Origin of the sequence: Streptomyces sp. NBC_01477, from assembly GCF_036227245.1 — a bacterium.
Lineage (GTDB): Bacteria > Actinomycetota > Actinomycetes > Streptomycetales > Streptomycetaceae > Actinacidiphila.
The window spans coordinates 5,426,922-5,453,837 of sequence record NZ_CP109445.1; the positions used below are offsets into that span (position 1 = coordinate 5,426,922).

Consider the following 26,916-nt stretch of genomic DNA (forward strand, 5'->3'; position numbering starts at 1 on the left):
CTGACGGTGTAACGGCCGGGCATTCGCCATGACGCAAACAGGACACACTGTGCCATGGCGAATGCCCTCCGTATTCGACCGCCATTAGATACCGGAATCGGACAGAAAAAGTGTGACCCGCCGCCCCACGGGCCGTCCGCGCACGCTAAATTTCTGGCCATGCCCCGTGGACGTCACCGCCATTCCCAGCCACTGCACCGGATGCTGCCGCCGATGACCGTCGCCGGCTGTGCGGTGGTCCTCGCCGCCGCCTCGCTGATGGCCGCGGATACGGGCGTGATACGGGCCATCACCGCCGCGACCGCCCTGGCCGCGATAGCCGGCGCGGCGCTCGCCCGCACCTGGGACCGGTCCGCCGGACGCGAGGTCGCCGAGCTGGAAGCCGCCAGGACGCGCGAGGAATGGCGTACCGACGAGCGGGTCGCCGAGCTGGAGACCGACCTCGACGAGTCCCGCGAACTGCGCGGCCGGCTGGAGAAGAAGCTCCGCGCCAAGCGCTCCGAGCTGGCCAGGCTCCGCACCGAGCACGCCGACCTGCTGCGCCGGTACGCCACCGCCGAGGCCGAGCGGGCCCGCGCGCTGGAGAAGAACCGCCAGCTGCGGGTCGGCGATGTGCCGCAGCAGCTGGCGCTGACCACCGGGACCTCCGCGGTCGGCCCCGCCGCCTTCCTCAAGGCCGAGCAGGCGCTGCGCAGCCTGTCCCGCAACGGCGCCAAGCAGCAGGCCCAGGCCACCGTCGACGAGGCCAGGCGCCGCGAGGCGGCGGCGCCCGCGGAGGAGGAGCCGCAGGGGCGGCACACCGCGGAATCCCACGCGCGCACCTCGCGCGCCGGGCTCCCGGTCCGCGAGCACCGCCTCGTCCCCGCGGTGGCCGCCGCCGTCCTGCCCTACGCCCAGCCGGCCACCCCGCAGAGCGCGCCCGGCGCGCACCGGGCGATCGGCGGCTTCGACTTCTTCGGTACGCAGAAGGCCCTGCCGCCGGCCTCCGCCGACGCCGCCCCGGTCGACACCGACCCGGCGGAGCACGCCCAGGCCGCCCACGTCGGCACCGAGCCTGAGCAGCACGCCCAGGCCGCGGACCCGGCCGAGGTCATCGACCTCACGGCCCACGACGAGACCGAGCAGCTCGACATGTCGGGCCTGCGCGCCCAGGCGTAAGCCCCGCGGCCGGTGGTGGGGCGGCCTACTTGTCGACGTCGCCCACTACGAAGAACATCGACCCGAGGATCGCCACCATGTCCGCCACCAGGGTGCCGGGCAGCAGCACGGTCAGCGCCTGGATGTTGTTGTACGACGCCGAGCGCAGCTTGAGGCGGTACGGGGTCTTCTCGCCCTTCGACACCAGGTAGTAGCCGTTGAGGCCGAGCGGGTTCTCCGTCCAGGCGTAGGTGTGGCCCTCCGGGGCCTTGAGCACCTTCGGCAGCCGCTGGTTGATCGGCCCGGGCGGCAGCCCGGCCAGCCGGTCCAGGCACGCGTCGGCCAGGTCCAGCGCCACATGCGTCTGTTCGAGCAGCACCTCGAAGCGGGCCAGGCAGTCGCCCTCGGTCCTGGTGACCACCCGCAGCGTGTCCGCCAGCTCCCCGTACGCCAGGTACGGCTCGTCCCTGCGCAGGTCGAAGTCCACCCCCGAGGCGCGGGCGATCGGGCCGCTCACCCCGAAGCCGTGCACGTCCTGCCGCGACAGCACGCCGACCCCGCGGGTCCTGCCGCGGAAGATCTCGTTGCCGAGCACCAGGTCGTCGATCCGCCCCATCCGGGACCGCACCGCCGCGACCGTCGCCCGCGCCCGCCCTGTCCAGCCGTTCGGCAGGTCCTCCTTGAGGCCGCCGACCCGGTTGAACATGTAGTGCATCCGCCCGCCGGAGACCTCCTCCATGACGTGCTGCAACTCCTCGCGCTCGGTGAACGCGTAGAAGATCGGGGTGATCCCGCCCAGCTCCAGCGGGTACGACCCGAGGAACATCAGGTGGTTCAGCACCCGGTTCAGCTCGGCGAGCAGGGTCCGCGTCCACACGGCCCGCTCCGGCACCTCCATGCCGAGCATCCGCTCCACGGCGAGCACCACGCCCAGCTCGTTCGAGAACGCCGAGAGCCAGTCGTGGCGGTTGGCGAGCATCACGATCTGGCGGTAGTCCCGCGCCTCGAACAGCTTCTCGGCGCCGCGGTGCATGTACCCGACGATCGGCTCCGCCGTCCGGATCCGCTCCCCGTCGAGCACGAGCCGCAAGCGCAGCACTCCGTGGGTGGAGGGGTGCTGCGGGCCGATGTTCAGCACCATGTCGGTGCTTTCGGCTGCGCCGCCGATGCCGATCGTGGTCTCCGTCATGCGCCCATCCTCTCAGGGCGCGCCCCGCGCCCCGGGCCCCGGCCTCATCGCCCCGGGGGGCACGCCTTGCGCCGCGCGCGCCGGGGGCGGGCGGTGGCTGTCCGTTTCCACCCGACGGTCCGTCGTGGCTTGTCGCGCGGTTCCCCGCGCCCCTGAGGCGTTGCCACTTCCTGTCGCGTTCACAGTGCCGCTGCACTGTGGCTGAGCACGCAGTTCCCCGCGCCCCTGAGGGGTGCCCTCTGCGGCAGCGGAGCCGAGCCCCGAAGGGGCGCGGGGAATCGCGCGGCCAGCCACGACGGGCCCGCGGTCGAGGACCGGCCAAGCCCCGCAGGGCTTCGCGTTCGCTGAGGGCGTGGCCCTCGGGAGGCCCACCGCGGGCCGCCCCGGGGCAGGGTGGGGAAATGAGATTGCTGATGCTGGGCGGTACAGGATTCGTCGGCCGGGCCACGGCAGAGGCCGCGGTCAAGCGCGGCTGGGAGGTCACCGTCTTCCACCGCGGCCGCGGCCAGGTCCCGGACGGCGTGGCCGCGGTGGTGATCGGAGACCGCGAGGGCGACCTCGCGGGCCTCGCCACGGGCGAATGGGACGCGGTGGTCGACACATGGTCGGCCGCCCCCGCCGTCGTGGAGGCCTCGGCCAGCGCCCTGGCCGGCCGCGTCGGCCGCTACGCGTACGTATCGAGCCGGTCGGTCCACGTGTACCCATCCCCCGCGGGCGCCGACGAGACCGCCCCGGTCGTGGCGGGTGGCGGTGAGGACTACGCCCAGCTCAAGCGGGGCGGCGAGATCGCCGTAACCGAGTCGTACGGGGACGCGGCGCTCCTGCTGCGGGCCGGGCTGATCCTCGGCCCGTACGAGGACGTCGGCCGCCTCCCGTGGTGGCTGAACCGCACCGCCCGCGGCGGCCGGGTGCTGGCGCCGGGCCCGCGGGACCTGCCGCTCCAGTACATCGACGTGCGCGACCTCGCGGAATGGACGCTGGACGCGCTGACCGCCGGCCTCGGCGGGGCGTACGGCCTCGTGAGCCCTTCGGGGCACGCGACGATGGGGTCGTTCCTGGACGCCTGCGTCCAGGAGACCGGCGGGGCCGCCGAACTCGTCTGGGCCGACCCCGGGACCGTGATCGCCGCCGGCATCGAACCGTGGATGGACCTCCCGGTCTGGTGTCCGCCCGGCGAGATGCACGACGCCATGCACCGCGGGAACGTCAGCAAGGCGCTGGGCGCCGGGCTGACCTGCCGCGCCGTCGAGGAGACCGTCGCCGACACCTGGGCCTGGCTCCGGTCGCTGACCGGCCCGCCCCCGCAGCGCTCCGACCGGCCGGTCCTCGGCCTCGACCCGGAGGTCGAGCGGCGGGTGCTCGCCGGCCTGCGCTGACTGCTAGCGTCGCCCGCCATGGGAGCGCGAGCCAACTACGTGGTGGTGCGGGGCGGCACATGGACCCTGCACCACTCGCACTGGGGCGCCAACCGCGTGGCCACCGACCTCGCGTACGGGCCCGCGGCGGCGATCCGCTGCGTCCGGGCGAATCCGCAGGTCGACGCGGACCGGCGGACCAGCCCCGAGGGCTGGCTGGACGACGTGTGGTGCGAGGGCGCCGCCCTGGTGGACACCGACCGGCGGGTCCTGCTGTGGTTCAGCGGCGAGGCGTACTCCTGGGCGGAGCACGCCGCGCACCGGGCCGTACTGGAACGGACCTGGCCCGGCTGGGAGGTCCGCTGGGCCTGCGACGGGATCGGCGACCTGCACGCCCACCTCGGGCTGGGCCACGGCTTCGTCCGCGAGCCCGGTTTCCGCGAGACGGGACCGCCGTACTGGCGGCAGCCCGAGGGCGACATCACCACGGTGCTGACGGTCCGCGGGCCGGACGGCGAGGTCCGCGCCTGGGGGAGCGGCTACGAGGCCGACGAGGAGCTGTCCGGCGGCCCCGGCCTGCTCGCCCTGTTGCCGGACGGCACACCGCCGCCGGTCCTGACGGCCATGCCGAACGGCGGCCTGCACTTCGACCTGCCCACCCGCACCCTCGGCGTCTGGACCGTCAGGACCGTGCCTGGCATCCACGACTGGCCCCTGCCGGCCGGTCCTGACGGCGACGGCTGGGACGGCTGGCGGCTGGACTTCTGGGGCGACGACCACAGGCCGCACGCCGCCCGCGCGGCCGGCCGCGTCACCTTCCCCGACGTCGATCCGCGGCCCGCGCTCGCCGACTGGCGGCGGCACATCGGCGACCCGCCGCCCGACCCGGCGGCGCTGCTCGACCTGGCGAGCCGGCCGCCGCACGGGTCTGACGGGTCTGACGGCCTCACGGCCGTGGCCAATCCGGCGGCGACCGTCGCCCACGAGGGTCCCGACCCCACGCCCGCGGAACGCACCGCACTGGGCGCGGTCTTCGACGCCCTGCTCACGCCCGGCCTGTCCGACACCTGACGTCGTCCCGCCGCGGGCGGACGCAAGACGCAGGGCGGGGGCGTGGCCTGGGCCGCCAGGCAGCGGGTGCACCGACGAAGCAGCCCGTGCGCGCCAGGCGCCGTCACCTGGCCCGCCAGGCAGCGGACCGCACCCCCGAGGCACCACCCGGGCCGCCGGGCAGCGGACCGCACTGACACGGCAGTGGCCCCGCCGACGACTGACGGCGGGGCCTGCCTGCCGGGTCCCGGCGGCCCGGCCCCCGGGCCTCAGCGCCGCGGACCGCACCGACGAGGCGGCGCACTCCCAAGCGCCGTCACCTGGGCCGCCGGGCAGCGGTCCCGCCGGCGACTGACGGCCCGGTGTCTGCGTGCCGGGTCCCGCCGGCCCGGCCCCCGGGCCTCAGCTCAGCCCCGCGACCACCTCGGCGCAAGCGGGCGTCACCGGTGTCATCGCCCAGGTGAAGTCGCCCAGGCCGCCGCGTGCGGTGAGGGCGGCGGCCTCACCGGCGGCGGCCAGGCCGCGGACATACGCGGCCGGCGCGGTCGTCGCCAGGGCCAGGGGCGGGCGGGCGGCCGTCAGGCCCAGGGCGTGCAGGGCGGTGCGCTGCGGTACGGGCACGGCGCCCGGCAGGGAATCCGCGGCCACGTGCGCGGTGAGGTCGCAGCTGCCGTCGGGCACGGGCGGCACCTGGCGCCCGGCCCGGTAGCCGGTGAGGGTGCCGAACGGGGGCCGGGCGGCCCGCACGTGGCAATAGTCCACGGCGACCGCGAGGCCCGCCGCCAGGGAGCCGGTCGCGGCGGCCCACGCCTCGTCCCTGGGGCGCCCGATCTCGGCCCTGGCCCCGGGTTCGAGCGGCCACCAGCAGCGCAGCCATTCCGCGTCCTCGCCGCCGACCTCGGCGCCGGGGCGTTCCGTCCCGTCGCCCGGGCGGACCTCGACGTAGCGGACGGTGCCGCCCTCGTCCGCCTCCGCGACCGCCAGCGGCACATTGTCGAGCCATTCGTTGGCGAAGAGCAGCCCCCGCGTACATTGCGGCGGCGTCGCGGCCCAGGTGATGCGCGGGTCGAGCCCGGCGGGGCGCGGGGCGAGGTCGACGGCGTACGGGCGTACCCGCGCGGCCACTGTGGCCGGAAGCACGTCGAGCACTCCGGCGCACAGTTCGCCGCCCCCGGCGCCCATGTCGGTGAAGGCCACTTCCGCGGGGTGGCCGAGGGCGGTGTCGACCCGGCACAGCAACTCCGCGACGGCCTCGGCGTACAGCCCGGAGACATGCACCGACGTGCGGAAATGCCCGGCCGGCCGTTCCCGCAGGAAGAACCCCCCGGGACCGTACAGCGCGCGCTCCATCGCGGTCCGCCAGGAGAGCCACTGCGGCGTGGGGCTTGTCACACGGGAACCTTCCTGACCTGCTGATGCGTCGTACGGCTGGGGCGGCGTGCCGCCCGGGGCCGGTAGGGTTCCGGAATACCACAGTGCCGCGGACGCCGATGCGGGTGGCGGCGGATGTGCGGTAAAGCAGTACGAGGGAGTGGACAGCGGATGACGGCCGGACACGACGGCACGCCGGAGAACGACGACCCGTTCGGGTACCTCTACCGGGCCGAGGACGGCACTGAGCAGCCGGCCGCGCCGCGCAACACGCACAACCAGGTGCAGCGGGTCGGCGAGCGGCGCAGCCCGCAGCAGGGCGGCTACGGATACCCGCAGCCGCAGCAGCAGCCCCCGCCCCAGCAGCAGCCGTACGGCTACGAGCAGGGGCAGGGCGGCCAGGGCCAGGGGCAGGCCCCGTACGGCGGTCAGCCGCAGTACACCCGGCAGCAGCCGCAGCACGCCCCCGCGCAGCCGGGCGACGGCGGCGGACGCCGGGGCGCGGGTCCCGGCCGCGGCGGCGGGGACACCTCCAACCGCAAGGGCCTGCTCATCGGGGCCATCGCGGTGGTGGCCGCGGTGGCGATCGGCATCGCCTTCGCCATGACCAACAGCTCGGGCAAGGACAAGGACACCGACAGCAAGCCGACCTCCGCGCCCGTCAGCAGTGCGCCGCCCAGCACGCAGGGAACACCGTCTGTCACGACGTCGCCGTTCTCGTCGGACAAGGTCGACGCCTCGACCTTCGCCCTCGCGGGCGGCGCCGCGCTGAGCACCGAGTGGCCGGGCGCGAACGCCGCGGGCGGCAAGTACGTCGACCACCTCGGCCAGGCGGGCGCCGGCGCGACCTGGACGGTGACGGTGCCGGAGGACGGTGACTACACCTTCTTCGTCAGCTACGGCAACGCCGGCCCCGACGCGACGCTCTCGCTGGCCGTCAACGGCAAGCTGCGCACCACCCCGGTCAAGCTGAAGAACTACGGCTCCTACACCGACTGGTCCAAGGCCTGGAACAACACGACCTACGCCTGGGTCAGCCTCAAGCAGGGCGACAACACCCTCCAGCTGTCCTTCCAACAGGGCGACACCGGTGCGGTCAACCTGGACCAGACCTGGCTGAAGCAGGGCCAGGTCAAGAAGTAGCGGGCACGACCTCGACGCGCGGCAGCAGCTCGCCGTACGCGGCCGGGTCGTACTCGCCGGCCGCCGGCGCCAGGACGGTCGCGGCCGACAGGGCGACCGCCCGGGCCAGCCGGGCGGGCCACGGGAGGCCCTCCGCGACGCCGGACAGCAGGCCCGCGACGGCGGAGTCGCCCGCGCCCGTGGGGTTGCCGGCCAGCCGGGCGGGCGGGGCGGCCCGCCAGCAGCCGTCCCCTGACACCACGAGCATCCCGTCGGCGCCCAGCGACGCCGCCACCGCCCGCGCCCCGCGCCGGTGGGCGTCCCGCGCGGCCCTGACGGGCTCGGCGAAACCGGTGAGGCCGGTCAGCTCCTCGGAGTTCGGCTTGATCAGGTCGGGCCTGGCGGCCAGCCCGCGCCGCAGCGCGGGGCCGTCGGTGTCGAGCAGCACGTAGACGCCGGCCGCGCGGGCCTCCCGTATCAGCTCGGCGTACGCCCCGACCGGCACGCCCGGCGGCAGACTGCCGCACAGGGCCACGGCGTCGGCGCCGCCGCCGGCCGTCAGCAGGCCGCGGTAGACCCCGAGCAGCGTTGCCCACTCGCCGGGTGTGACGGTGGGGCCGGGCTCGTTGAACATCGTGGTGTCGCCGCTGCCCGCGTCCACCACCCCGACGGTGCGGCGGGTCTGCCCGGCGATCGGCACGAGCGCGTCGGTGATCCGCCCGGCGTACGGCCCGGCGGCCAGCCGCCGCCGCACCTCGGCGCCGGTGGGGCCGCCGGCGAAGCCGGTCACGGTGACGGGGTGCCCGAGCGCGGCCAGCACGCGGGCGACGTTGAGCCCCTTGCCGCCGGGCCGCTCGGCGACGTCGGACACCCGGTGCGTGGTGTGCGGCACCAGCGCCGGGACCCGGTAGGTCACATCCAGCGCCGCGTTCATCGAGAGGGTGATGATCACCCCTCGATGATGGCAAAGGGCCGGGCTCCGGCCCAGACCACGACCGGCCTCCGCCCCCGGGAACTGCGGGTCCGGCCCCCGCCGGGGCGCCGGCCGGCACCGGCCCGGAGGGGGTCTTCTGTCCGCTCAGGACCACCGGCCGGCGGGGGATCGCCCGCGTAGTTCCCCGCGCCCCTGTGGGGCGCCCCCTCAGGCAGAGCGCAACCCGGGGGGGTGCCCCCTTGCGGAGGGGCGCCGCAACAAGGCCCGCGGCCTCAGGGGCGGATGATCCATTCGCCCTTGCGCATCACGCCCACCACGTCGTACGCCTCGTCCAGGACGACGAGGTCCGCGTCCTTGCCGGGCTCGATCGTGCCGACATGGTCGGCGAGGCCGATCAGGCGGGCCGGGTTGGTGGAGATGGCGCGGACCGTGTCGGGGAGGGAGAGGCCGTCGAGGGTGACGGCGCGCTTGAAGGCGGTGTCCATCGTCAGGGTCGAGCCGGCGATCGAGCCGCCCTCCACCAGGCGGGCGACGCCCTCGCGGACCTCGACCTTGAGCGGGCCGAGGTCGTAGAGGCCGTCGCCGAAGCCGGCCGCGTCCATCGCGTCGGTGATGAAGGCGACCCGGCCCGCGCCCGCCGTGCCGAAGGCGAGTTCGAGCACGGACGGGTGCAGGTGGGTGCCGTCGTTGATGAGTTCGACGGTGACCCGCTCGTCCTCCAGCAGCGCCGCGATCGGGCCGGGCGCCCGGTGGCCCAGCGGCGGCATCGCGTTGAAGAGGTGGGTGGCGACCGTCGCCCCCGCGTCGATGGCCTGCACCGTCTGCTCGTACGTGGCGTCCGTGTGGCCGATCGCCGCGATCACCCCGAGGTCGGCGAGCAGCCGTACCGAGTCGATGCCGCCGGGCAGTTCGGCCGCCAGGGTGACCATCCTGGCGCTGCCGCGCGCCGCTTCGACGAGCTTGCGCACGTCGGCCGGGTCGGGGTGGCGCAGCAGGCCCTCGTCGTGCGCGCCCTTGCGGCAGGGCGAGATGAAGGGGCCCTCGTAGTGGATGCCGGCGATGTCGCCCTGCTCGGCGATCTCCGAGAGCAGCCCGGCCTGCCGGACCAGCGCGTCCATCGTCTCGGTGACGGTCGAGGCGACGAGCGTGGTCGTACCGTGCTCGCGGTGGGCGCGGGCGGCGGTCAGGACGTCCTCGGCGGTGCCGGAGGTGAAGGACGCGCCGCCGCCGCCGTGGTTGTGGATGTCCACGAAGCCGGGGACGACGGTGTGTCCCGCGCTCAGGTCGAGGACGACGTCCGCGGGCAGCGGCCCGGTGTCCGCGGCGATCCGCGAGCCCTCGACCGTGACCCGGCCGCCCTGCACCACACCCGAGGGCAGGACCACGCGGGCACCCGCCAGCACCGTGCGCTGCGTTGTCGTTACGGTGGCCATCAGGCGGATACCTCCACGGAGAGTAGATCCCAGGCGAGCAGGCCGGCGCCCAGGCATCCAGCGGTGTCCCCCAGGGCGGCGGGGACGATGAGGGGGAGTTTCTGGAAGGTGACGCGTGCTTCGACCGCCGCCCGCAGCGGTCCGAAGAGGGTGTCGCCGGCTTCCGCGAGACCGCCGCCGATGATGAGCACCCGGGGGTCGAGCAGGGTGATCCCGGTGACAAGGCCCGCCGCCAGCGCGTCGATCGCGTCCCGCCAGACGTCGAGCGCGCGCGGGTCGCCGGCCTCGACGGCCCGGGCGCAGTCCGCCGCGTCCGCGTCGGGGTCGCCGCTGGCCGCGGCCCAGGCGCGGGAGACGGCGGCGGCCGAGGCCAGCACCTCCATGCAGCCGCGCTGCCCGCAGCCGCACTCGGGTCCGCCGGGCCGGACGACGACATGCCCGATCTCGCCGGCACAGCCGTGCGCGCCCGCCTCGATCCGCCCGTCGATGCCGATGGCGCCCGCGATGCCGGTGCCCAGGGCGAGGAAGAGGAAGCGGTCGGTGCCGCGGCCCGCGCCGATCCGGCCCTCGGCGAGGCCGCCGGTGCGCACGTCGTGGCCGAGCGCGACCGGGACGCCGTCGAGCCGCCGCGACAGCAGCGCCCGCAGTGGTACGTCCTTCCAGCCGAGGTTGGCGGCGTACGCGGCGATGCCGTTGACGTCGTCGACGATGCCGGGCACGGCGACGCCCGCGGCGGCGGCCGGTTCGCCGTACTCCCGTATCCCGTGGGCGCGGAGGTCGGCGGCGAAGTCCAGGATCGCGGTCACGACGGCGTCCGGGCCGCGCTCCCTGCCGGTGGGTCTGCGGTCCTCGTGCAGCAGGGTCCCGTCGGCTGCGACCAGGGCGGCCTTCATCCCGGTGCCACCCACATCAAGGGCGATGACATGTCTCACGGAGGACAGTCTCGCGGGTAACCTGCCTAAAGGTCTAGTCCACTCGTCGAGGAAGATCCGTCGCACCCCGCCGCCACCCGTACGGTCCGGCCGGCCGCCGGGCGAGGCAAGGTGGCCCCACCCCCTGGACAACGGATTCCGGCGATGGTGTAGACCTTGGGCGAACCTGTGGGGAAGACTCTGCGCTTCCGCGGACAATCCCTCCTCGAAGGCGGTATATCGGCATGAGTGTGCAGCGACGAAGACTTGTCCGCCTTGTGGCGGCCGGACTCGGTTCGGTACTCGCGGCGACCGGCCTCAGCGGCTGCAGCGGACATTCGCCGCTCGGCAGAAACGTCACTCTGCGCATGGTCGCCGCGGACTACGGCGACCCGAAGACGCACAACAGCTCCACGGCGTACTGGAACGACCTCGTCCAGGCCTTCGAGGAGAAGAACCCGCACATCAAGGTCGACGTCCAGGTCGTCGACTGGGACCACGTCGACGACCAGGTCACCGCCATGGTCAAGGCGGGCAACGCCCCCGACATCGCCCAGATCGGCTCCTACGCCGACTACGCCGCCAAGGGCCTGCTCTACAGCGCGGACGACATCTTCCCGATCAGCATGCAGGCCGACTTCATCCCGTCGCTGGTCTCGGCCGGCTCCGTGCACCGGGTGCAGTACGGCATACCGTGGGCGTCCAGCTCACGGCTGTTCTTCTACAACAAGGGCCTGTTCAAGGACGCCGGCATCAAGCGGGCGCCCAGGACCTGGAGCGACGTCGCGCACGACGCGGCCAAGCTCAAGGAGCACGGCGTCAAGGTGCCGTACGGGCTGCCGCTCGGTACGGAGGAGGCGCAGGCCGAGTCCCTGATGTGGCTGCTCGGCGGGTCCGGCGGCTACACCGACAGCGTCGGCGGCTACACCTTCGACTCCACCGCGAACGTCGCCGCCTTCACCTGGCTCAAGGACAACCTCGTCGCGAAGGGCCTCACCGGCCCCGGCGACCCCGCGACGACCAACCGCCGTACCGTCTTCGCCGACTTCCTGGCCGGGAACGCCGGCATGATCAACGGCCACCCCACGCTGCTGGCCCAGGCCAAGGCCGCCCACATCGACGTCGGGGTCGTCGCGCTGCCCGGGCAGCAGGGCCCCGCGACTGACACACTCGGGGTCGCCGACTGGATGATGGCCTTCAAGCAGAAGGACGACCACCTCGACGCGGACAGCACCTTCCTGCGGTACGTCTACAGCCCGGAGAATTCGCTGAAGTTCCTCGACCAGTACGGTCTGCTGCCGGTGACCACCAGCGCCTCACAGGCGATGGAGCGCAACCCCAAGGACAAGGACATGCTGCAGTTCCTCGACCGGCTGCCCGACGCGGTCTTCTACCCGGTCGACAAGACGTCCTGGGGCCCGGTCAGCGACCAGGTCAAGAAGACGATCGGCGGCGCCGTGGACGGTGATCCCAAGCAGGTGCTCGGCACATTGCAGCGGTTCGCCGCCGCCCAGGGCGGGAACTAGGCCTTTCGTGACCGAGGAGGAACTGTCCCCGCGGGACCTGGCGGTGCTGGACTTCGCGTCCAGGGCGTGGGCCGGTACGGGGGCGCGTGACCGCGCGGTACGGGAGCGGCTGGGGATGTCGCCGACGGCGTATCTCCAGCTGCTCAACGCGCTCCTGGACGACCCACGCGCCCTGGCGCACGCCCCGGTCACGATCAACCGCCTCCGCGCCTCCCGCGCGGCCCGCCGCGAGCGCCGCTGACGGTGCCCTCTGCCCGGAGGGCACCCGCCAGGGGCGCGGGGAACCGGGCGCGCAACCATACGGCGCGACAGGCGGCGGGCCGCCGCAAGCAGCACCCCCCCGGGGGCGCGGGAACCGCGCGCCAGGCCCACCGCCGGGAGAAGGTCCCGGGACGGCCGGGAGCGCCGGGACGGGGGGCGGTAAGGTCGAAGACATGGCTTCCGCGGAGATCCCGACGCCCACCACCCCCGAGGGCAAAGAGGGCCTTGCCGCCCTGCTGGCGCAGCCGCACCGCGCGGTCGTCGCGCTCGACTTCGACGGCACACTGGCACCGATCGTGGCCGACCCCGAGCAGGCCCGCGCCCACCCGGGCGCGGTCCCGGCGCTGGCCCGGCTCGCCCCGCACCTCGCGGCGGTGGCGGTCGTCACGGGCCGCCCGGCCGGCGTGGCGGTGCGCTACGGCGGCTTCGCCGGAGTCGCGGCCCTCGACCGCCTGGTCGTCCTCGGCCACTACGGCGCCGAGCGCTGGGACGCGCACACCGCCGAGATGCACAACGCCGGCGCCCACCCCGGCGTCACCGCCGTCCGCGCGGAACTGCCCGGCTTCCTGGACCGCAACGGCGCCTGGCAGGGCACCTGGATCGAGGACAAGGGCGGCCGGGCGGTCGCCGTCCACACCCGCCGCACCGAGGACCCGGACGCCGCGTTCGAGGCGCTGCGCGCCCCGCTGTCCGGACTCGCCGCCCAGCACGGCCTGATGGTCGAGCCGGGCCGCTACGTCCTCGAACTGCGCCCGCCCGGCGTGGACAAGGGCGTCGCCCTGGCGGCGTATCTGCGTGAGGTGGACGCCGGCTGCGTCCTCTACGGCGGCGACGACCTCGGCGACCTCGCGGCCTTCGCCGCGGTGCAGGAGCTGCGCGAACAGGGCCTGCCCGGCCTGCTGGTGGCCAGCGCGGGCGGCGCCGACTCGCCCAAGGAGCTGACCTCGCAGGCCGACCTGGTCGTCCCCGGGCCGGCCGGCGTCGTGGCGCTGCTGGACGCGCTGGCCGACGTGATCAGCACCGCCTGAGCCCGGGGGCCCTGGCCGTCACCCGCCGAGCGCGGCGAGCTGGTCGAGGAACCACTGCGTCGGCGGCAGTGCGGTGGCCGCCGCCGCGAGGCGCTTGGTGCGGTCGGCGCGCTCGGCGTCCGGCACGGTCAGCGCGGTGTTCAGCGCCTCGGCCGTGGCGCGGATGTCGTACGGGTTGACGACGATCGCGTCGTCGCCCAGTTCCGCGTAGGCGCCCGCCTCGCGGGACAGCACCAGGGCGACGCCGTTGTCGGACACCACCGGCATCTCCTTGGCGACCAGGTTCATCCCGTCCCTGATCGGGTTGACCAGCGCCACGTCCGCGAGGCGGTACGCCGCGAGCGAGCGGGCGAAGTCGTCGTCGACCTTGAGCAGCACCGGCTGCCAGTCGGCGGTGCCGAACTCCTCGTTGATCGCGGCCGCGACCCGGCCGACCTCCGCGGTGTAGTCGCGGTAGACCGTCAGGTCCTGGCGGGACGGGTAGGCGAACGCCACATGCACCACCCGGCTGCGCCAGCCCGGCCGGTCGGTCAGCAGCCTGCGGTACGCGTACAGGCCGCGCACGATGTTCTTCGACAGCTCGGTGCGGTCCACCCGCACGATGAGCCGGCGGCCGGGACCGGTCTCGGCCCGCAGCGCGGCCATCCGCTCCGCCACGTCGTCGCGGCGCGAGCGCTCCCGCAGGAAGTCGCCGTCGGCGCCCAGGCCGTGCACGCCGAGCCGGGTCGTACGCCCGCGGTGCGTGACCTCGCGGCCGTCCTGCGACACGGTGGCGCCCAGCACGTCCGCGCAGCACGCGGCGAAGGCCTCGGCCCAGCGCCAGGTCAGGAAGGCCGCACGGTCCGCGCCGAGGATGCCCTCCAGGAGGGCCGTCGCGATGTCGTCGGGGAGCAGCCGGAAGTAGTCCGGCGGGGCCCACGGGGTGTGCGAGAAGTGGCCGATCCGCAGGTCGGGGCGGCGCTCCCGGAGCAGCGCGGGGACCAGGGACAGGTGGTAGTCCTGCACCAGCACCGCGGCGCCCTGCGCGGCCTCCTCGGCCAGGGCGTCGGCGAAGGCGGCGTTGTACGTCCCGTAGGCCGCCCACTGGGTGCGGAATTCCTCGTCGAAGACGGGTTCGAGCGGGGTCTGGTAGAGCATGTGGTGCACGAACCACAGCACCGAGTTGGCGATGTCGTTGTAGGCCGCGTGGAAGACGTCGGGATCGACGGCGATCATCCGCGAGCCGGGCTCGCCGACACCGCGCCGCACCGCCTCCCGGTCGCCCTCGCCGAGGGCGGCGCACACCCACAGCGACCCGCTGTCGGAATCGATCGCGCTCAGCCCGGACACGACCCCGCCGCCACCGCGTCTGCTGTGCAGCTCACCGTCGTCCCCGACGCTGTACGCCACCGGGCCGCGGTTGGACGCGACCAGAATGTGGGCAGCACGCATTGATCCGTCCATGCGCCGAGCCTTGCCACCCAGCCCCCGCCTCAAACCTCCCGCCCGTCCCATGCGCCGCCCCACCCCGCACAACCGCCCGTCCGGGTGCCCCGAAGGGGCTAGGGCGCTAGGCCGCGCGGTGGTGGCGGTACTCGGGGATGGCCAGCATCGGGGGGCGCTCCTCCGTGTCGACGGGGTGGGTCGAGGGGACGAAGCCGGACGGCGCGCGGTCGTACTGGGTCAGGCGGGGGCGTACGAGGTGGCCGCGGGCCAGCCGCAGATGGGCGGTGCGGTAGATGGCCGCGGCCATCCGGCCGAGTGCCTGGCCGTCCTGGTGGCGGTGGTGCCGCACCCCCACGTCGACCTGGCCGAGCGCGTCGAGCCCGACCAGCGCGAGGGAGTCGATGAGCATGCCCAGCTCGACCCCGTAGCCGACCGGGAAGGGCAGCCGTTCGAGCAGGGAGCGCCGCGCCGCGTACTCGCCGCCGAGCGGCTGGACGAAGCCGGCCAGCCGCGGCCAGTGGAGGTTGAGCAGCGGGCGGGCGACCAGTTCGGTGACCCGGCCGCCGCCGGCCGGGACGACGGTGCCGCCGGTCTCCAGCGGCCGGTCGTACATCGCCTTGACCAGGTGCACCGCCGGCTCGGTGAGCAGCGGCCCGACGATCCCCGACACGAAGCGGGAGTCGAACTCCCGCAGATCCGCGTCCACGAAGCAGACGATCTCGCCGCTGGTGACCAGCAGCGACCGCCACAGCACCTCGCCCTTGCCGGCCACCGCGGGCAGCCGCGGCAGGATGGCGTCCCGCGGCACCACCGTGGCGCCGGCGTCGGCGGCGGCCCGGGCGGTGGCGTCGCGGGACCCGGAGTCGATGACGACGATCTCGTCCACGAGCGGCGCGCCCGGCGCCATCAGGTCGCGGCGGATCGCCCCGACGATCGCGCCGACCGTCGCCTCCTCGTTGCGGGCGGGCAGCACCACGCTGACCGTGCCCGCCGGGCCGGCCGCCCGTTTGGCGGCGAGCAGCACGTCGAGCGGGCGGTCGGCGGCCGACCACGACCGCAGGGACAGCCAGCGCTGCACCTCTTCGAGCACGTTCTCCGTCTCCCGTGTGATCCATCTCGCGGTTCGGACGACTACCTCGACTGTCACCTTTGTCGGTTACAGTCTTGAACAACGCCAGTGAGCCCCGCATGCCGGGGTGGCACGGCGTACAAACGCCCGGACCCCCGTCGTCCGGTGCCATACCGCTCATCCAGAGGGGCAGAGGGAACGGCCCGTTGAAGCCCCGGCAACCCTCCCGCCGACCGCGAGGTCATGGTGGGGACGGTGCCAATTCCGTCTTGTGGCGATCTCCGCCGCGAGGAAGATGAGGAGAAAGGGCCTCGCCACCATGGCTGTGCAGACTGTCGCCGGCAACACCACCAGCGTTTCCGCTGAGAATCCCCACGAAGCCGCCTTCGGACCCGCCGTCGCGCTGTCCTGCCGGGAGTGCGGCACGCGCTATCCGCTGAGCCCGGTCTTCGCCTGTCAGGAGTGCTTCGGGCCGCTGGAAGTGGCCTACGACCTGCCGCTGGGCGACCCGGAGGGCCTGCGCAAGCGGATCGAGGCCGGCCCCGCGAACATCTGGCGCTACGCCCCGCTGCTGCCGGTGCCCGCCGACGTCACCGAGAAGCAGAACCTCAACCCGGGCTGGACCAAGCTCGTCAAGGCCGACAACCTGGCCCGCGAACTGGGCATCACCGGCGGCCTGTACGTCAAGGACGACTCGGGCAACCCGACGCACTCCTTCAAGGACCGGGTCGTCGCCATCGCCCTTGAGGCCGCCCGCACCTTCGGCCTGACGACGCTGTCCTGCTCGTCCACCGGCAATCTGGCCGGCGCGGTCGGCGCCGCCGCGGCCAGGGCGGGCTTCCGCTCGTGCGTGTTCATCCCGCACGACCTGGAGGAGGGCAAGGTCGTGATGGCCGCGGTCTACGGCGGCGAACTCGTCGCGATCGAGGGCTCGTACGACGATGTGAACCGCTTCTGCTCCGAGCTGATCGGCGACCCGATCGGTGAGGGCTGGGGCTTCGTCAACGTCAACCTGCGGCCGTACTACGGCGAGGGCTCCAAGACGCTGGCCTACGAGATCGCCGAACAGCTCGGCTGGCGCCTGCCGGACAACCTGGTCATCCCGATCGCCTCGGGCTCGCAGCTCACCAAGATCGACAAGGGCCTCCAGGAGCTGATCAGGCTCGGCCTGGTCGAAGACAAGCCGTACACGATCTACGGGGCCCAGGCCGAGGGCTGTTCGCCGGTCTCCGCGGCCTTCAAGGCGGGGCACGACGTCGTACGCCCGGTGAAGCCGGACACCATCGCCAAGTCGCTGGCCATCGGCAACCCGGCGGACGGCCCCTACGTGCTGGACATCGTCCGGCGCACCGGCGGCGCGGTCGAGGACGTGGACGACACGCAGGTCGTGGACGCGATCAAGCTGCTCGCCCGCACCGAGGGGATCTTCGCCGAGACCGCCGGCGGGGTGACCGTCGGTGTGCTGCGCAAGCTCATCGAGACCGGGCAGCTCGACCCGGCCGCCGAGACCGTCGTGCTGAACACCGGCGACGGGCTCAAGACTCTGGACGCGGTGTCCCCGACCACCGGGCCGACCGCGACCATCCGCCCCACCGTTGCCGCGTTCCGAGAGGCTGGCCTCGCATGAGTGCTTCCGTACGTATCCCCACCATTCTCCGTACCTACACCGGCGGCCAGGCCGAAGTTCAGGCCGAGGGCGCGACGCTGGCCGCGGTGATCGAATCGCTCGAAAAGAATCATGCCGGTATTTCCGCGCGGGTTCTCGACGACACCGGCAAACTCCGTCGTTTCGTGAACGTCTATGTCAACGATGACGATGTCCGCTTTTCCGAGGGTCTTGCCACCGCGGTCCCCGACGGCGCCAGCGTGTCGATCATTCCCGCGGTCGCGGGCGGCTGAGCCGGCCCGCCCCCGAACTGTCAGGAATCCGCAGAAGCTCTGATGTTTAACCTGCGCCCCGCCCGGGAACTGCTTTCGCCCCCGGGTGGGGCGCCCGCATCCGGGGCACTCGGCGGGCCCGAGTTCATTTGCCAGGGGCAAGCGGCGCCCGCCCGGCGACCGCGTGGGACGGGTGCGGCGATTTATCGCCAAAGTCATAAGCGAAAAACCCCTTAGGCCCGCTATGTCCGGTCCGACTTGCCCTGCATTATCGTTTTTTCCTAGGGTATTTCCGATCGGTCGCGCCCAGAATTCTCGTCCAATTGACCTGTTGCAGACGGCATCCGTGCAGATACATTCAGCCGCGGTCGACGCGTTCCGGCGCACACCTCTTCGGAGGTGAGGTCTGACCCGGGCCCGCGGAGCGCGGGGCCGCGATAGGGCCAGTAATAGGGGAGTTAGGAATGGCTCAGGGCACCGTCAAGTGGTTCAACGCGGAGAAGGGCTACGGCTTCATCGCGGTCGACGGTGGTGCGGATGTTTTCGTCCACTACAGCGCGATACAGATGGACGGATACCGCACCCTCGAAGAAGGCCAGCGAGTCGAGTTCGAGATCTCGCAGGGTCAGAAGGGGCCGCAGGCGGACATGGTCCGGCTGGCCGGCTGACGGCTCGGGCGCGTTCGGCCACCGACGCGACGCCACCACGAAGGGCCACCCCGCCAGGGGTGGCCCTTCGCCCATGCCCGGGTGCTCCGGGGGCCCTTGGGCCGCTCCCCGGACCGCCCCCCGGCCGCCGGGGAAGGCCCCTTCCGCCGAGCCGCACGCTTGCACTCGCAGGGGGAGAGTGCTAATCATTGGCGTTAGCACTCTCCGAGTGAGAGTGCCACTTGGACCGGGTCGGTGAGGCCCGCCCGGGCGTCGGGAAGGAACCGGCGGCCGGCAGGCCGTCCGTCGCGGGCGCCACACGGTCCGATCCACCGCCCCCCGCCTCGGTGGGGGAACCCCCAGTCCGCGGAGGACACTTCACATGGCTAAGATCATCGCGTTCGATGAGGAGGCGCGGCGCGGCCTTGAGCGCGGGATGAACCAGCTCGCCGACGCCGTTAAGGTCACCCTCGGTCCCAAGGGCCGGAACGTCGTCCTTGAGAAGAAGTGGGGCGCCCCGACGATCACCAACGATGGTGTGTCCATCGCCAAGGAGATCGAGCTGGAGGACCCGTACGAGAAGATCGGCGCCGAGCTGGTCAAGGAAGTCGCGAAGAAGACCGACGACGTCGCCGGTGACGGCACGACGACCGCGACCGTCCTGGCCCAGGCCCTGGTCAAGGAAGGCCTGCGCAACGTAGCCGCCGGTGCCAACCCGATGGCGCTCAAGCGCGGCATCGAGAAGGCCGTCGAGGCCGTCTCCGCCGCCCTGCTGGAGCAGGCCAAGGACGTGGAGACCAAGGAGCAGATCGCTTCGACCGCCTCCATCTCCGCCGCCGACACCCAGATCGGCGAGCTGATCGCCGAGGCGATGGACAAGGTCGGCAAGGAAGGCGTCATCACCGTCGAGGAGTCGCAGACCTTCGGGCTCGAGCTCGAGCTCACCGAGGGCATGCGCTTCGACAAGGGCTTCATCTCGGCGTACTTCGCCACCGACCTGGAGCGTATGGAGGCGTCGCTCGACGACCCGTACATCCTGATCGTCAACTCGAAGATCTCCGCGGTCAAGGACCTGCTCCCGCTGCTGGAGAAGGTCATGCAGTCCGGCAAGCCGCTGCTGATCATCGCCGAGGACGTCGAGGGCGAGGCGCTCTCCACGCTGGTCGTCAACAAGATCCGCGGCACCTTCAAGTCCGTCGCCGTCAAGGCCCCGGGCTTCGGCGACCGCCGCAAGGCCATGCTCGGTGACATCGCCATCCTCACCGGTGGCACCGTCATCTCCGAAGAGGTCGGCCTCAAGCTGGAGAACGCCGGGCTCGACCTGCTCGGCCGCGCCCGCAAGGTCGTCATCACCAAGGACGAGACGACCATCGTGGACGGCTCGGGCGACACCGACCAGGTCGCCGGCCGGGTCAACCAGATCCGCGCCGAGATCGACAACAGCGACTCGGACTACGACCGCGAGAAGCTGCAGGAGCGGCTGGCGAAGCTGGCCGGCGGCGTTGCCGTCATCAAGGCCGGTGCCGCGACCGAGGTCGAGCTCAAGGAGCGCAAGCACCGTATCGAGGACGCGGTGCGCAACGCGAAGGCCGCCGTCGAGGAGGGCATCGTCGCCGGTGGCGGCGTGGCCCTGCTGCAGGCCACCGCGGTGTTCGAGAAGCTGGAGCTGGAAGGCGACGAGGCGACCGGTGCCAACGCCGTGAAGCTCGCGCTGGAGGCCCCGCTCAAGCAGATCGCCATCAACGGCGGTCTTGAGGGCGGCGTCATCGTCGAGAAGGTGCGCAACCTGCCCATCGGCCACGGCCTGAACGCCGCGACCGGTGAGTACGTCGACATGATCGCCGAGGGCATCATCGACCCGGCGAAGGTCACCCGCTCCGCGCTGCAGAACGCCGCGTCCATCGCCGCGCTCTTCCTCACCACCGAGGCCGTCATCGCGGACAAGCCCGAGAAGGCGTCCGCCGCCGCCCCGGGCGGCATGCCCGGCGGTGACATGGACTTCTGATCCCGCCAGGGATCACCGTCCAGCACGAGAGGCGGCGCCCTCCTCCCCCGTACGTACGGGGAGGAGGGCGCCGCTTCTCGCTGTCGCCGCCCTTGCCGGCGAGGTCCGGTGCCGGCCGGTCAGGCCTGCGCGGACTCCAGGGCCTCGCGGAGGTGGCCGCCGGACTCGGTGAGCAGCCGGGCCGCGGTCGGCGCGTCGACCTTGGCCAGCAGGGCGAGGATGGCCGGTTTGACCTCGCCGTCGGTCGCGGTCAGCGCCTGCTCGATCGCCAGCTCGTCCGCGCCGGTGGCGAGCGAGACGATCCGCCGGGAGCGGGCGCGCAGCTTCTCGTTGGACGCGCGCACGTCCACCATCAGATTCCCGTAGGTCTTGCCGAGCCGGATCATGGTGATGGTCGACAGCATGTTCAGCACGAGCTTCTGGGCGGTGCCGGATTTCAGCCGGGTCGATCCGACGACCAGCTCGGGGCCGACGACGACCTCGATGCCGTGGTCGGCGGCGGCGGCCAGCGGCGAGTGGGCGTTGCAGGACAGCCCGACGGTCAGCGCCCCGAGCGCGCGGGCGTGTTCGACGGCGCCGACCGCGTACGGGGTGCGCCCGGAGGCCGAGACGCCGACCACCGTGTCGGCGGCGGTCAGCCCGAGCGCGTCCAGGTCCTCGGCGGCCAGCTCCCTGCTGTCCTCCGCGCCCTCGATCGAGGTGACCATCGCGGCGGGGCCGCCCGCGATCAGGCCGACGACCTCCTGTCCCGGTGTGGTGTTGAAGGTCGGCGGGCACTCGCTGGCGTCCAGCACGCCGAGCCGTCCCGCCGTCCCCGCGCCGGCGTAGACCAGCCGGCCGCCGCGTGCCATCCGGGCGGCGATGCCGTCGATGGCGGCGGCGATGCTGGGCAGCTGGGCGGCGACGGCGGCCGGAACGGTGGCGTCCTCACCGTTCATCGTGCGGGCGATCTCCAGGGTGGGCATGCGGTCGATCTCGGCGAGCTCCGGCCGGAACGCCTCGGTGGTCAGCGTGTCCAGCTCGCGGCGCAGCTCGGTGTACTGGGGCATATGCGGCTCGTTCATCCTTCTCGCAGTGGTCAGGTGCGGGCGTGGGGGGATGGGCCGGCCAGGCGTCCTTCAAGGCCGGCGGAGCGGAGGGCTCGGCGGGGTGGGGGCGGACCGCGTGCGGGTGGGGGGTCCGGGCGGAGGCATGGGCGGGTTGGGCGGGTTGGGGGCGGGCCAGGAGAAAATGCTTTCAACACGTTATTTCAGTGCATTATCAGCCACGGGCGGCACGCGGCCTGTGCCGGTGTGCGAGTGCTTCGTACGAGGCGGCGAGCGCGGGCGCGGCCGATTCGTACGTGCGCTGGGCGACCCCCACGAACAGGCAGTCCACCAGCAGGAGTTGGCCGGTCCTGCTGGACATCGCGGCCGGCCGCAGCTCGCTCTCGCGCGAGCTGGAGGTGGTCAGCACGATGTCGGCCCACTGGGTGACGGGGCCGTCCGGGCGACCGCTGACCGCGATGGTGGTCGCGCCCCGGTCGAAGGCGGCCCGCAGCGGCTCGATCACGTCGTGCGTGCTGCCCGAGTGGGTGATCGCGATCGCGACGTCGCCGGGCCGCAGCTGTACGGCGTTGGTCACCGCCAGGTGCGGGTCGGTGTGCGCGTGCGCGATCAGCCCGATCCGCAGCAGCTTCTGCGCCAGGTCCTGGCCGACGAGGCCGGATGCGGCGATCCCGTACACATCCGTCCTGCGCGCGCCGGCCAGCGCGGTCACCGCCGCCTCCAGCTGCGCCATGTCCAGCTGGGCGGCGGTGTCGGCGAGGGCCTGCTGTTCCTCCAGGGCGAGTTTGGCGACGACGTCGGCGAGCGGGTCGTCCACCGCGATGTCCGCGGTCACCACGGGCGGCGCCCCCGCGGCCTGCTGGGCGGCGAGCGCGGCCAGCGCCAGCCGCAGGTCGCGGTAGCCGGGATAGCCCAGCAGCCGGGCGGTGCGCACGACGGTGGCCTCGCTGGTGCCGGTACGGATCGCGAGCGCGGTCACGGTCTGCTGGGCGCAGCCGGCCGGATCGCCCGCGACGGCTTCCGCGACCCGCTGCATCGAGCGGGTCATGGACGGCGCGAGCGTACGGACCTTGGCGGCGAGCGCCCCCGGGTCGGGGGGTGCGACGGGTATGACGGGCGCGTCCGCGGCGCCGCGGAGGGGGCGGGCGCCCGGAGGGAAATTTTCCTTCACGCTGTGGGTCACTCGATGAAAGGTATTTTCATGCCACGGGCATCGTCAAGGGACTTTTCGGCGCCCTGCGGCCCCCGGACGTCCTGTTTCGCGGCGCTGCGGGTCCCGCCGGGCCCCTGGGACAATGGACCTCATGGAAGAACCCGCAGAGGCGGTGCTGCACACCGCCCGTGCCCTCGTACTGGCCGACCTCACCGCCCGCGATGTCGCGGGCCCCGCCGTCGTCTCCCTGGTCGAGGACGCGGTCGCCGACCGCCGCTGGTGGCTCGACCAGTGGCCGGACGGCGCCGACTTCGTACCCGGACTGGTCGCCCAGGACGTCCAGGACGCCCTGCTGGAGACGTACGGCCGCTGGCCGCTGTGCCCGTACTGCGAGGAGCCGCACGCGCTCGCCGTCGAGCCCGAGCTGGGCGCGGACCCGCACTGGGTGTGCGAGGCCATCGGCGAGGCGGTCGCGCCGGTCGGCGGTCTCGGCGGGCAGGCCGGCGGTCTCGGCGGCCAGGGCCGCGGGGCGGCCGGGTGACCGTCTACCTCGACCCGCCGACCTGGCCGGGCCACGGCCGCCTGTGGTCCCACCTGGTCAGCGACGCCTCCTACGCCGAGCTGCACACCTTCGCCGCCCGCCTCGGCGCCCCGCCCCGCGCCTTCGAGCGCGACCACTACGACATACCGGCCGAGCGCTACGCCGACGCGGTGCGGCTCGGCGCCGTCGAGATCGGCAGCAAGGAACTGGTCAGGCGGCTGACGGAGGCGGGCCTGCGGCGCCGCAAGTACGCGCCGGGCCGCGCCGCCGGCTGACCGCGCCGGGGGCGGTCAGGCCTCCAGCAGCTCCAGTTCGGTCGTGAGGTTGCGGCGGGCGGTGCGCTCCCAGCGCTCCTGGCCGTACGGGGTGCGGAAGAGGTGCGGGAGGGCCAGCAGCTGGCGCAGGACGCCCGCACGTCCCGCGCGGAAGTCCGGGTCGGGCACGAAGGCGTACTCCTCGCGGACGGCGGCGGCGTAGGCCGCGTAGGAGGCCGGGTCGCCGGCCAGTACGGCGAGGTCGGCGTCGCAGAGCACCTCGCCGTCGGCGTCGCCGGGCGCGGGGTCGTGGGTGATCGTGAGGCGGACCAGCCGGACGACCTCGTCCGTACGGTCGGCGGCGACCCCCGCCTCGCGCAGGGCCCGGCGGGCGAGGTCGGCGCTGCGCTCCTCGTTCTCGCTGCGGTCGGGGCGGTAGACGGCGTCGTGGAACCAGGCGGCCAGCGCGACCGTGTCGGGGTCGTCGGCGTAGGCGGTCAACTCGGTGGCGCGGGCCAGCACGTCGCCCAGGTGGTCGAGCGTGTGGTACCGCCGCTGCGGTTCGCTCCAGCGTTCCAGCAGGTCGCGCCCGTACGGCCCCGGGTCGGGGGCGTCGTCGGGGGCTGCGCTCTGGCACCGGCGCAGCAGCTCGGTCCACTCGGCGAGCAGGGCGTCGTAGCGGTGGTGGGCGGCGGCCCTGGTGTGAGGCATGCGGGCCATTGTGGCGGAATGGTGAAAGCGGCTCAGGTGCGGGGTGTCCGGCGCGGCGTCACGGTCGCCGGGCGGCCCCGGCTGTTACGGCACGAGCGTGCGCTCCAGCCGCCGCAGCGCCACCACCAGGGCCGCGGACCCGAACGCCAGCAGATAGAGCGCGGCGAAGCCGACCCCGGCGTCCATGACGCCGAGCGACGGCTCCCGGATCAGCTCGATGCTCTGGTACAGCGGCAGGCACTCCACCGCGATCTGCACCGGACGGGCGTACACGCCCAGCGGGTAGAAGGTCGTCGCGAACAGGAACATCGGCAGCATCACCAGCTGGATCAGCTGGAAGTCCTGCCAGCTGCGGACGTACGTGACGACCGCCAGGCCCGTCGCGGCGAAGGCGAAGGCGATCAGGAGCGCGCCCGGCAGGATCAGCAGCGCCCACAGCGAGTGCACCAGGCCGAAGGCGGCCACGCCCGCGCCGAAGACGACCGTGACGGCGGTGCCGCGCAGCAGCGCCCAGGCGACCTCGCCGAGCGCGACATCGCGGATCCGCAGCGGGGTGGCGAGGATCGAGTCGTAGGTGTGCAGCATCCTGAGCTTGCCGTAGATGTTGAACGTCGTCTCGTTCATGGCGCCGTTCATCGCCGCGGTGGCCAGCAGCGCGGGCGCGACGAAGTCGACGTAGCCGACCGACGGGTCGCCGAGCCCCGGGACATGGCCGACGAGCGCGCCGATGCCCAGGCCCATCGACAGCAGGTACAGCACCGGTTCGAAGATCTCGGCCAGCAGCAGGTACCAGGTGTGGCGGTAGATGACGAGGTTGCGCTCGACCAGGGCGGCGGGACCTGCCACGGCCGGGGATCTCCACAACGCGCTGAGCACGGCGGTCCTTTCAGCGGTTCAGCCGCCGGACGTACGCCCGGCGGGCCGCCCACACTCCGGCGGCGGTCAGTGCGAGCAGATAGCCGATGTGCACGGCGGTGGCCCCCGGCCGCGCGTCGCCCAGGGCGACCGCCCGGGTCAGCGCCACGCCCTGGTAGAGCGGCGTGCAGGCGGCCACCGCCCGCAGCCAGTGCGGGAGTTGGCCGATGGGGAAGAAGGTGCCGGAGAACATGTAGAGCGGCATCACCACGAAGCGGTAGAGCCCGTTGAGGCGGCTCTGCCGGTCCACGGTCACCGCCCAGGCCATCAGCGGGGCCGCGAAGGCCGTACCGGTCAGCAGGACCGGTACGGCGGCGAGGGCCGCCCGCGCCGGGCCGACCACCCCGAAGGCCACGACCACCGCCAGGAAGAGCACCCCGCTGAGCAGGACCCGGAAGGCCACGAAGAGCAGATGCCCGGCCAGGATGTCGCCGGGGCGCATCGGAGTGGCCGCGGCGGCCGGGTAGTTGCCGCGGCTGCGGGACGACTGGAAGACGGGGAAGGCGCCTTCGATGAAGCCGTTCTGCATCGCGGAGGCGGCGAGCAGGCCCGGGGCGAGGAAGTCCAGGTAGGGCGTCCCCGCGAGGTGGCCGCTGTGGTTGGCGTCCACCAGTTTGCCCAGGCCCGCGCCCATCGCGGCCAGGAAGAGCAGCGGGTTGGCCACGCTCATCACCACGGTGCCGCGCCAGACGCGGCGGTAGCGGCGCATCCAGTAGCCGAACTCCCGCAGCGCGGGCACCCGGGCGACCAATGTGTCGAGTTGTGCGGTGGCGGCGGTCGTCATCTCAGTCCACCAGCGTCCGGCCGGTGAGGGTGAGGAAGACGTCCTCAAGGCCGGCCCGCCGCACCAGCGCGGTCAGCGGCTCGACTCCGCCGCGGTGCACGGCGGCGAGCGCGTCCTCGCCGTCGTCGGCGTAGACCAGCAGCCGGTCGGGCAGCGCTTCGAGGCGGTCGCCGATGCCGCCGAGCCGTACGGCGACGTCCTGCTGGCGGTCGGGCGGGAAGCGCAGCTCCAGCACCTCGCGGGTGCAGTGCCGGGCTATCAGCTCCGCCGGGCTGCCCTCCGCGACGATCCGCCCGTGGTCCATCACCACGATCCGGTCGCACAACTGCTCGGCCTCGTCCATGTAGTGGGTGGTCAGCAGCAGCGTCACGCCCTGCTGCTTGAGCCGGAAGAGCCGCTCCCAGAGCAGATGCCTGGCCTGCGGGTCGAGCCCGGTCGTCGGCTCGTCGAGCAGCAGGATGTCCGGCCTGTTGATGAGCGAGCGGGCGATCGTCAGCCGCCGCCGCATCCCGCCCGACAGCGCCTCCACCTGCTCGTCCGCCTTGTCCGCGAGCCGCGCGAAGTCCAGCAGCTGGGCGGCGCGTTCGCGGATGACGGCGCGCGGCAGGCCGAAGTAGCGCCCGTAGACGAGCAGGTTCTCCCGGACGGTCAGCTCCGTGTCGAGCGTGTCGTCCTGCGGTACGGAGCCGAGGCGGGCGCGGATCGCGGGGCCGTCGGCGGCCGGGTCCATGCCCAGCACGCGCAGCCGGCCGCCCGACACCGGGGAGACGGCGGCGATCATGCGCATCGTCGTGGACTTTCCGGCGCCGTTCGGGCCGAGGAAGCCGAAGGCTTCGCCGCGGTGGACGGTGAAATCGATGCCGGCGACGGCTTCGGTCGGGGCGCCGCCGCCCCGCGGGGTGTGCACCTTGCGCAGGCCGGCCGCCTCGATCAACGGGCCCCCGTCCGCGCCCTCCTGCCCCCTCGCGCCCTGCGGCCGCCCCGCCGCCCCCTGCTGCTCGACCACTGTCGCCCCTCCCGACGGTCCCGGCCGCCCGGGGTGCCGGGACATCCCACCAGAGCGGTGCCGCAAGTTCAACGCCTTTTCACGCAAAAACGTGACGTCCGTCGGTAACGGGGGCGACCGCGTGCCATCACGTCCGCACGGGCCGCGGGCCCGCGGGGGCGCGGG

Annotated in this window: 26 protein-coding genes and 1 riboswitch; of the genes, 13 read left to right on the forward strand and 13 right to left on the reverse strand. The window is 73.3% G+C overall.

Annotated elements, in window-relative coordinates:
• Nucleotides 1-159: 159 nt before the first annotated feature.
• Nucleotides 160-1,158 (forward strand): hypothetical protein, encoded by a 999-nt coding sequence (locus OHA86_RS23090; protein ID WP_329178125.1) that lies wholly within the window; start codon nucleotides 160-162, stop codon nucleotides 1,156-1,158.
• A 25-nt stretch (nucleotides 1,159-1,183) separates the two neighbouring features.
• On the opposite strand, the gene OHA86_RS23095 is transcribed toward OHA86_RS23090, so the two are convergent.
• Nucleotides 1,184-2,326, reverse strand: a complete 1,143-nt coding sequence (locus tag OHA86_RS23095) for an NADH-quinone oxidoreductase subunit D (RefSeq protein WP_329178127.1) — start codon at nucleotides 2,324-2,326, stop codon at nucleotides 1,184-1,186.
• A gap of 401 nt (nucleotides 2,327-2,727) precedes the next feature.
• Here OHA86_RS23095 and OHA86_RS23100 point away from each other — a divergent pair, with 401 nt between their 5' ends.
• Together OHA86_RS23100 and OHA86_RS23105 are read left to right on the forward strand one after the other, a co-directional pair.
• On the forward strand, nucleotides 2,728-3,702 hold the full coding sequence (locus OHA86_RS23100) for an NAD-dependent epimerase/dehydratase family protein (protein ID WP_329178128.1): 975 nt from the start codon (nucleotides 2,728-2,730) through the stop codon (nucleotides 3,700-3,702).
• Nucleotides 3,703-3,720: 18 nt separating this feature from the next.
• Nucleotides 3,721-4,752: a hypothetical protein gene (locus tag OHA86_RS23105; protein ID WP_329178129.1), complete on the forward strand. Its 1,032-nt coding sequence runs from the start codon at nucleotides 3,721-3,723 to the stop codon at nucleotides 4,750-4,752.
• Between the two features lie 381 nt (nucleotides 4,753-5,133).
• Here the strand turns inward: OHA86_RS23105 and OHA86_RS23110 are convergent, their stop codons facing one another.
• Nucleotides 5,134-6,081 carry an SAM-dependent methyltransferase gene (locus OHA86_RS23110; protein WP_329182512.1) on the reverse strand — a complete coding sequence of 316 codons (948 nt, stop codon included), beginning with the start codon at nucleotides 6,079-6,081 and terminating at the stop codon, nucleotides 5,134-5,136.
• Nucleotides 6,082-6,273: 192 nt separating this feature from the next.
• Between OHA86_RS23110 and OHA86_RS23115 the strand changes: the two genes are divergently transcribed.
• Nucleotides 6,274-7,245 (forward strand): carbohydrate-binding protein, encoded by a 972-nt coding sequence (locus OHA86_RS23115; RefSeq protein ID WP_329178130.1) that lies wholly within the window; start codon nucleotides 6,274-6,276, stop codon nucleotides 7,243-7,245.
• Here the strand turns inward: OHA86_RS23115 and OHA86_RS23120 are convergent.
• The 3 genes from OHA86_RS23120 to OHA86_RS23130 all read right to left on the reverse strand — a co-directional run bounded on the left by OHA86_RS23120 (nucleotide 7,235) and on the right by OHA86_RS23130 (nucleotide 10,523).
• On the reverse strand, nucleotides 7,235-8,176 hold the full coding sequence (locus OHA86_RS23120; RefSeq protein WP_329178131.1) for a 1-phosphofructokinase family hexose kinase: 942 nt from the start codon (nucleotides 8,174-8,176) through the stop codon (nucleotides 7,235-7,237). The two genes, OHA86_RS23115 and OHA86_RS23120, sit on opposite strands and share 11 nt — an antisense overlap.
• Nucleotides 8,177-8,430: 254 nt before the next feature.
• Entirely contained in the window at nucleotides 8,431-9,591 is a 1,161-nt protein-coding gene (gene nagA, locus OHA86_RS23125) for an N-acetylglucosamine-6-phosphate deacetylase (protein WP_329178132.1), read from the reverse strand.
• On the reverse strand, nucleotides 9,591-10,523 hold the full coding sequence (locus tag OHA86_RS23130; RefSeq protein WP_329178133.1) for an ROK family protein: 933 nt from the start codon (nucleotides 10,521-10,523) through the stop codon (nucleotides 9,591-9,593). The genes nagA and OHA86_RS23130 overlap by 1 nt, the downstream gene beginning before the upstream one ends.
• A gap of 347 nt (nucleotides 10,524-10,870) precedes the next feature.
• Between OHA86_RS23130 and OHA86_RS23135 the strand changes: the two genes are divergently transcribed.
• The 3 genes from OHA86_RS23135 to otsB all read left to right on the forward strand — a co-directional run bounded on the left by OHA86_RS23135 (nucleotide 10,871) and on the right by otsB (nucleotide 13,317).
• Complete coding sequence (locus tag OHA86_RS23135) at nucleotides 10,871-12,028, forward strand: extracellular solute-binding protein (RefSeq protein WP_329178135.1); 1,158 nt, start codon at nucleotides 10,871-10,873, stop codon at nucleotides 12,026-12,028.
• A 7-nt stretch (nucleotides 12,029-12,035) separates the two neighbouring features.
• Nucleotides 12,036-12,269, forward strand: coding sequence for a DUF3263 domain-containing protein (locus OHA86_RS23140; protein ID WP_329178137.1), 234 nt, complete (start codon nucleotides 12,036-12,038; stop codon nucleotides 12,267-12,269).
• Between the two features lie 193 nt (nucleotides 12,270-12,462).
• A complete protein-coding gene (gene otsB, locus OHA86_RS23145) occupies nucleotides 12,463-13,317 on the forward strand; it encodes a trehalose-phosphatase (protein ID WP_329178139.1) in 855 nt (284 codons plus the stop codon).
• An 18-nt stretch (nucleotides 13,318-13,335) separates the two neighbouring features.
• Here otsB and OHA86_RS23150 read toward each other — a convergent pair whose 3' ends face one another.
• Nucleotides 13,336-14,748 carry an alpha,alpha-trehalose-phosphate synthase (UDP-forming) gene (locus OHA86_RS23150; RefSeq protein WP_329178141.1) on the reverse strand — a complete coding sequence of 471 codons (1,413 nt, stop codon included), beginning with the start codon at nucleotides 14,746-14,748 and terminating at the stop codon, nucleotides 13,336-13,338.
• Nucleotides 14,749-14,866: 118 nt separating this feature from the next.
• On the reverse strand, nucleotides 14,867-15,832 hold the full coding sequence (locus OHA86_RS23155; RefSeq protein ID WP_329182513.1) for a glucosyl-3-phosphoglycerate synthase: 966 nt from the start codon (nucleotides 15,830-15,832) through the stop codon (nucleotides 14,867-14,869).
• 153 nt (nucleotides 15,833-15,985) lie between these two features.
• A riboswitch (SAM riboswitch) is annotated at nucleotides 15,986-16,113 on the forward strand.
• 17 nt (nucleotides 16,114-16,130) lie between these two features.
• On the opposite strand from OHA86_RS23155, the gene thrC reads away from it, so the two are divergent.
• The 4 genes from thrC (at nucleotide 16,131) to groL (ending at nucleotide 20,341) form a co-directional block, all read left to right on the forward strand.
• Nucleotides 16,131-17,438, forward strand: a complete 1,308-nt coding sequence (gene thrC / locus OHA86_RS23160) for a threonine synthase (RefSeq protein ID WP_329178143.1) — start codon at nucleotides 16,131-16,133, stop codon at nucleotides 17,436-17,438.
• Nucleotides 17,435-17,710: a MoaD/ThiS family protein gene (locus tag OHA86_RS23165; protein ID WP_329178145.1), complete on the forward strand. Its 276-nt coding sequence runs from the start codon at nucleotides 17,435-17,437 to the stop codon at nucleotides 17,708-17,710. Before thrC ends, OHA86_RS23165 begins: the two co-directional genes overlap by 4 nt.
• A 443-nt stretch (nucleotides 17,711-18,153) precedes the next feature.
• Nucleotides 18,154-18,357, forward strand: a complete 204-nt coding sequence (locus OHA86_RS23170; protein WP_009339379.1) for a cold-shock protein — start codon at nucleotides 18,154-18,156, stop codon at nucleotides 18,355-18,357.
• 361 nt (nucleotides 18,358-18,718) lie between these two features.
• Nucleotides 18,719-20,341, forward strand: coding sequence for a chaperonin GroEL (gene groL / locus OHA86_RS23175; RefSeq protein ID WP_329178146.1), 1,623 nt, complete (start codon nucleotides 18,719-18,721; stop codon nucleotides 20,339-20,341).
• Between the two features lie 119 nt (nucleotides 20,342-20,460).
• Here the strand turns inward: groL and murQ are convergent, their stop codons facing one another.
• Both murQ and OHA86_RS23185 read right to left on the reverse strand, forming a co-directional pair.
• Entirely contained in the window at nucleotides 20,461-21,390 is a 930-nt protein-coding gene (gene murQ, locus OHA86_RS23180) for an N-acetylmuramic acid 6-phosphate etherase (protein WP_329178147.1), read from the reverse strand.
• Nucleotides 21,391-21,601: 211 nt separating this feature from the next.
• Complete coding sequence (locus OHA86_RS23185; RefSeq protein ID WP_443071838.1) at nucleotides 21,602-22,570, reverse strand: MurR/RpiR family transcriptional regulator; 969 nt, start codon at nucleotides 22,568-22,570, stop codon at nucleotides 21,602-21,604.
• Nucleotides 22,571-22,691: 121 nt separating this feature from the next.
• Between OHA86_RS23185 and OHA86_RS23190 the strand changes: the two genes are divergently transcribed.
• Nucleotides 22,692-23,081 carry a hypothetical protein gene (locus tag OHA86_RS23190; RefSeq protein ID WP_329178149.1) on the forward strand — a complete coding sequence of 130 codons (390 nt, stop codon included), beginning with the start codon at nucleotides 22,692-22,694 and terminating at the stop codon, nucleotides 23,079-23,081.
• The gene (locus OHA86_RS23195) at nucleotides 23,078-23,356 is read left to right on the forward strand and encodes a DUF4031 domain-containing protein (protein ID WP_329178151.1); all 279 of its coding nucleotides are present in this window, start codon (nucleotides 23,078-23,080) and stop codon (nucleotides 23,354-23,356) included. Before OHA86_RS23190 ends, OHA86_RS23195 begins: the two co-directional genes overlap by 4 nt.
• Nucleotides 23,357-23,371: 15 nt before the next feature.
• Here OHA86_RS23195 and OHA86_RS23200 read toward each other — a convergent pair whose 3' ends face one another.
• The 4 genes from OHA86_RS23200 to OHA86_RS23215 form a co-directional block, all read right to left on the reverse strand.
• On the reverse strand, nucleotides 23,372-24,046 hold the full coding sequence (locus OHA86_RS23200; protein WP_329178153.1) for an HD domain-containing protein: 675 nt from the start codon (nucleotides 24,044-24,046) through the stop codon (nucleotides 23,372-23,374).
• 84 nt (nucleotides 24,047-24,130) lie between these two features.
• On the reverse strand, nucleotides 24,131-24,892 hold the full coding sequence (locus OHA86_RS23205; protein WP_329178154.1) for an ABC transporter permease: 762 nt from the start codon (nucleotides 24,890-24,892) through the stop codon (nucleotides 24,131-24,133).
• A 40-nt stretch (nucleotides 24,893-24,932) separates the two neighbouring features.
• Nucleotides 24,933-25,745 (reverse strand): ABC transporter permease, encoded by an 813-nt coding sequence (locus tag OHA86_RS23210; RefSeq protein ID WP_329178156.1) that lies wholly within the window; start codon nucleotides 25,743-25,745, stop codon nucleotides 24,933-24,935.
• A 1-nt stretch (nucleotide 25,746) separates the two neighbouring features.
• Nucleotides 25,747-26,751, reverse strand: a complete 1,005-nt coding sequence (locus OHA86_RS23215) for an ABC transporter ATP-binding protein (RefSeq protein ID WP_329178158.1) — start codon at nucleotides 26,749-26,751, stop codon at nucleotides 25,747-25,749.
• Between the last annotated feature and the right edge of the window lie 165 nt (nucleotides 26,752-26,916).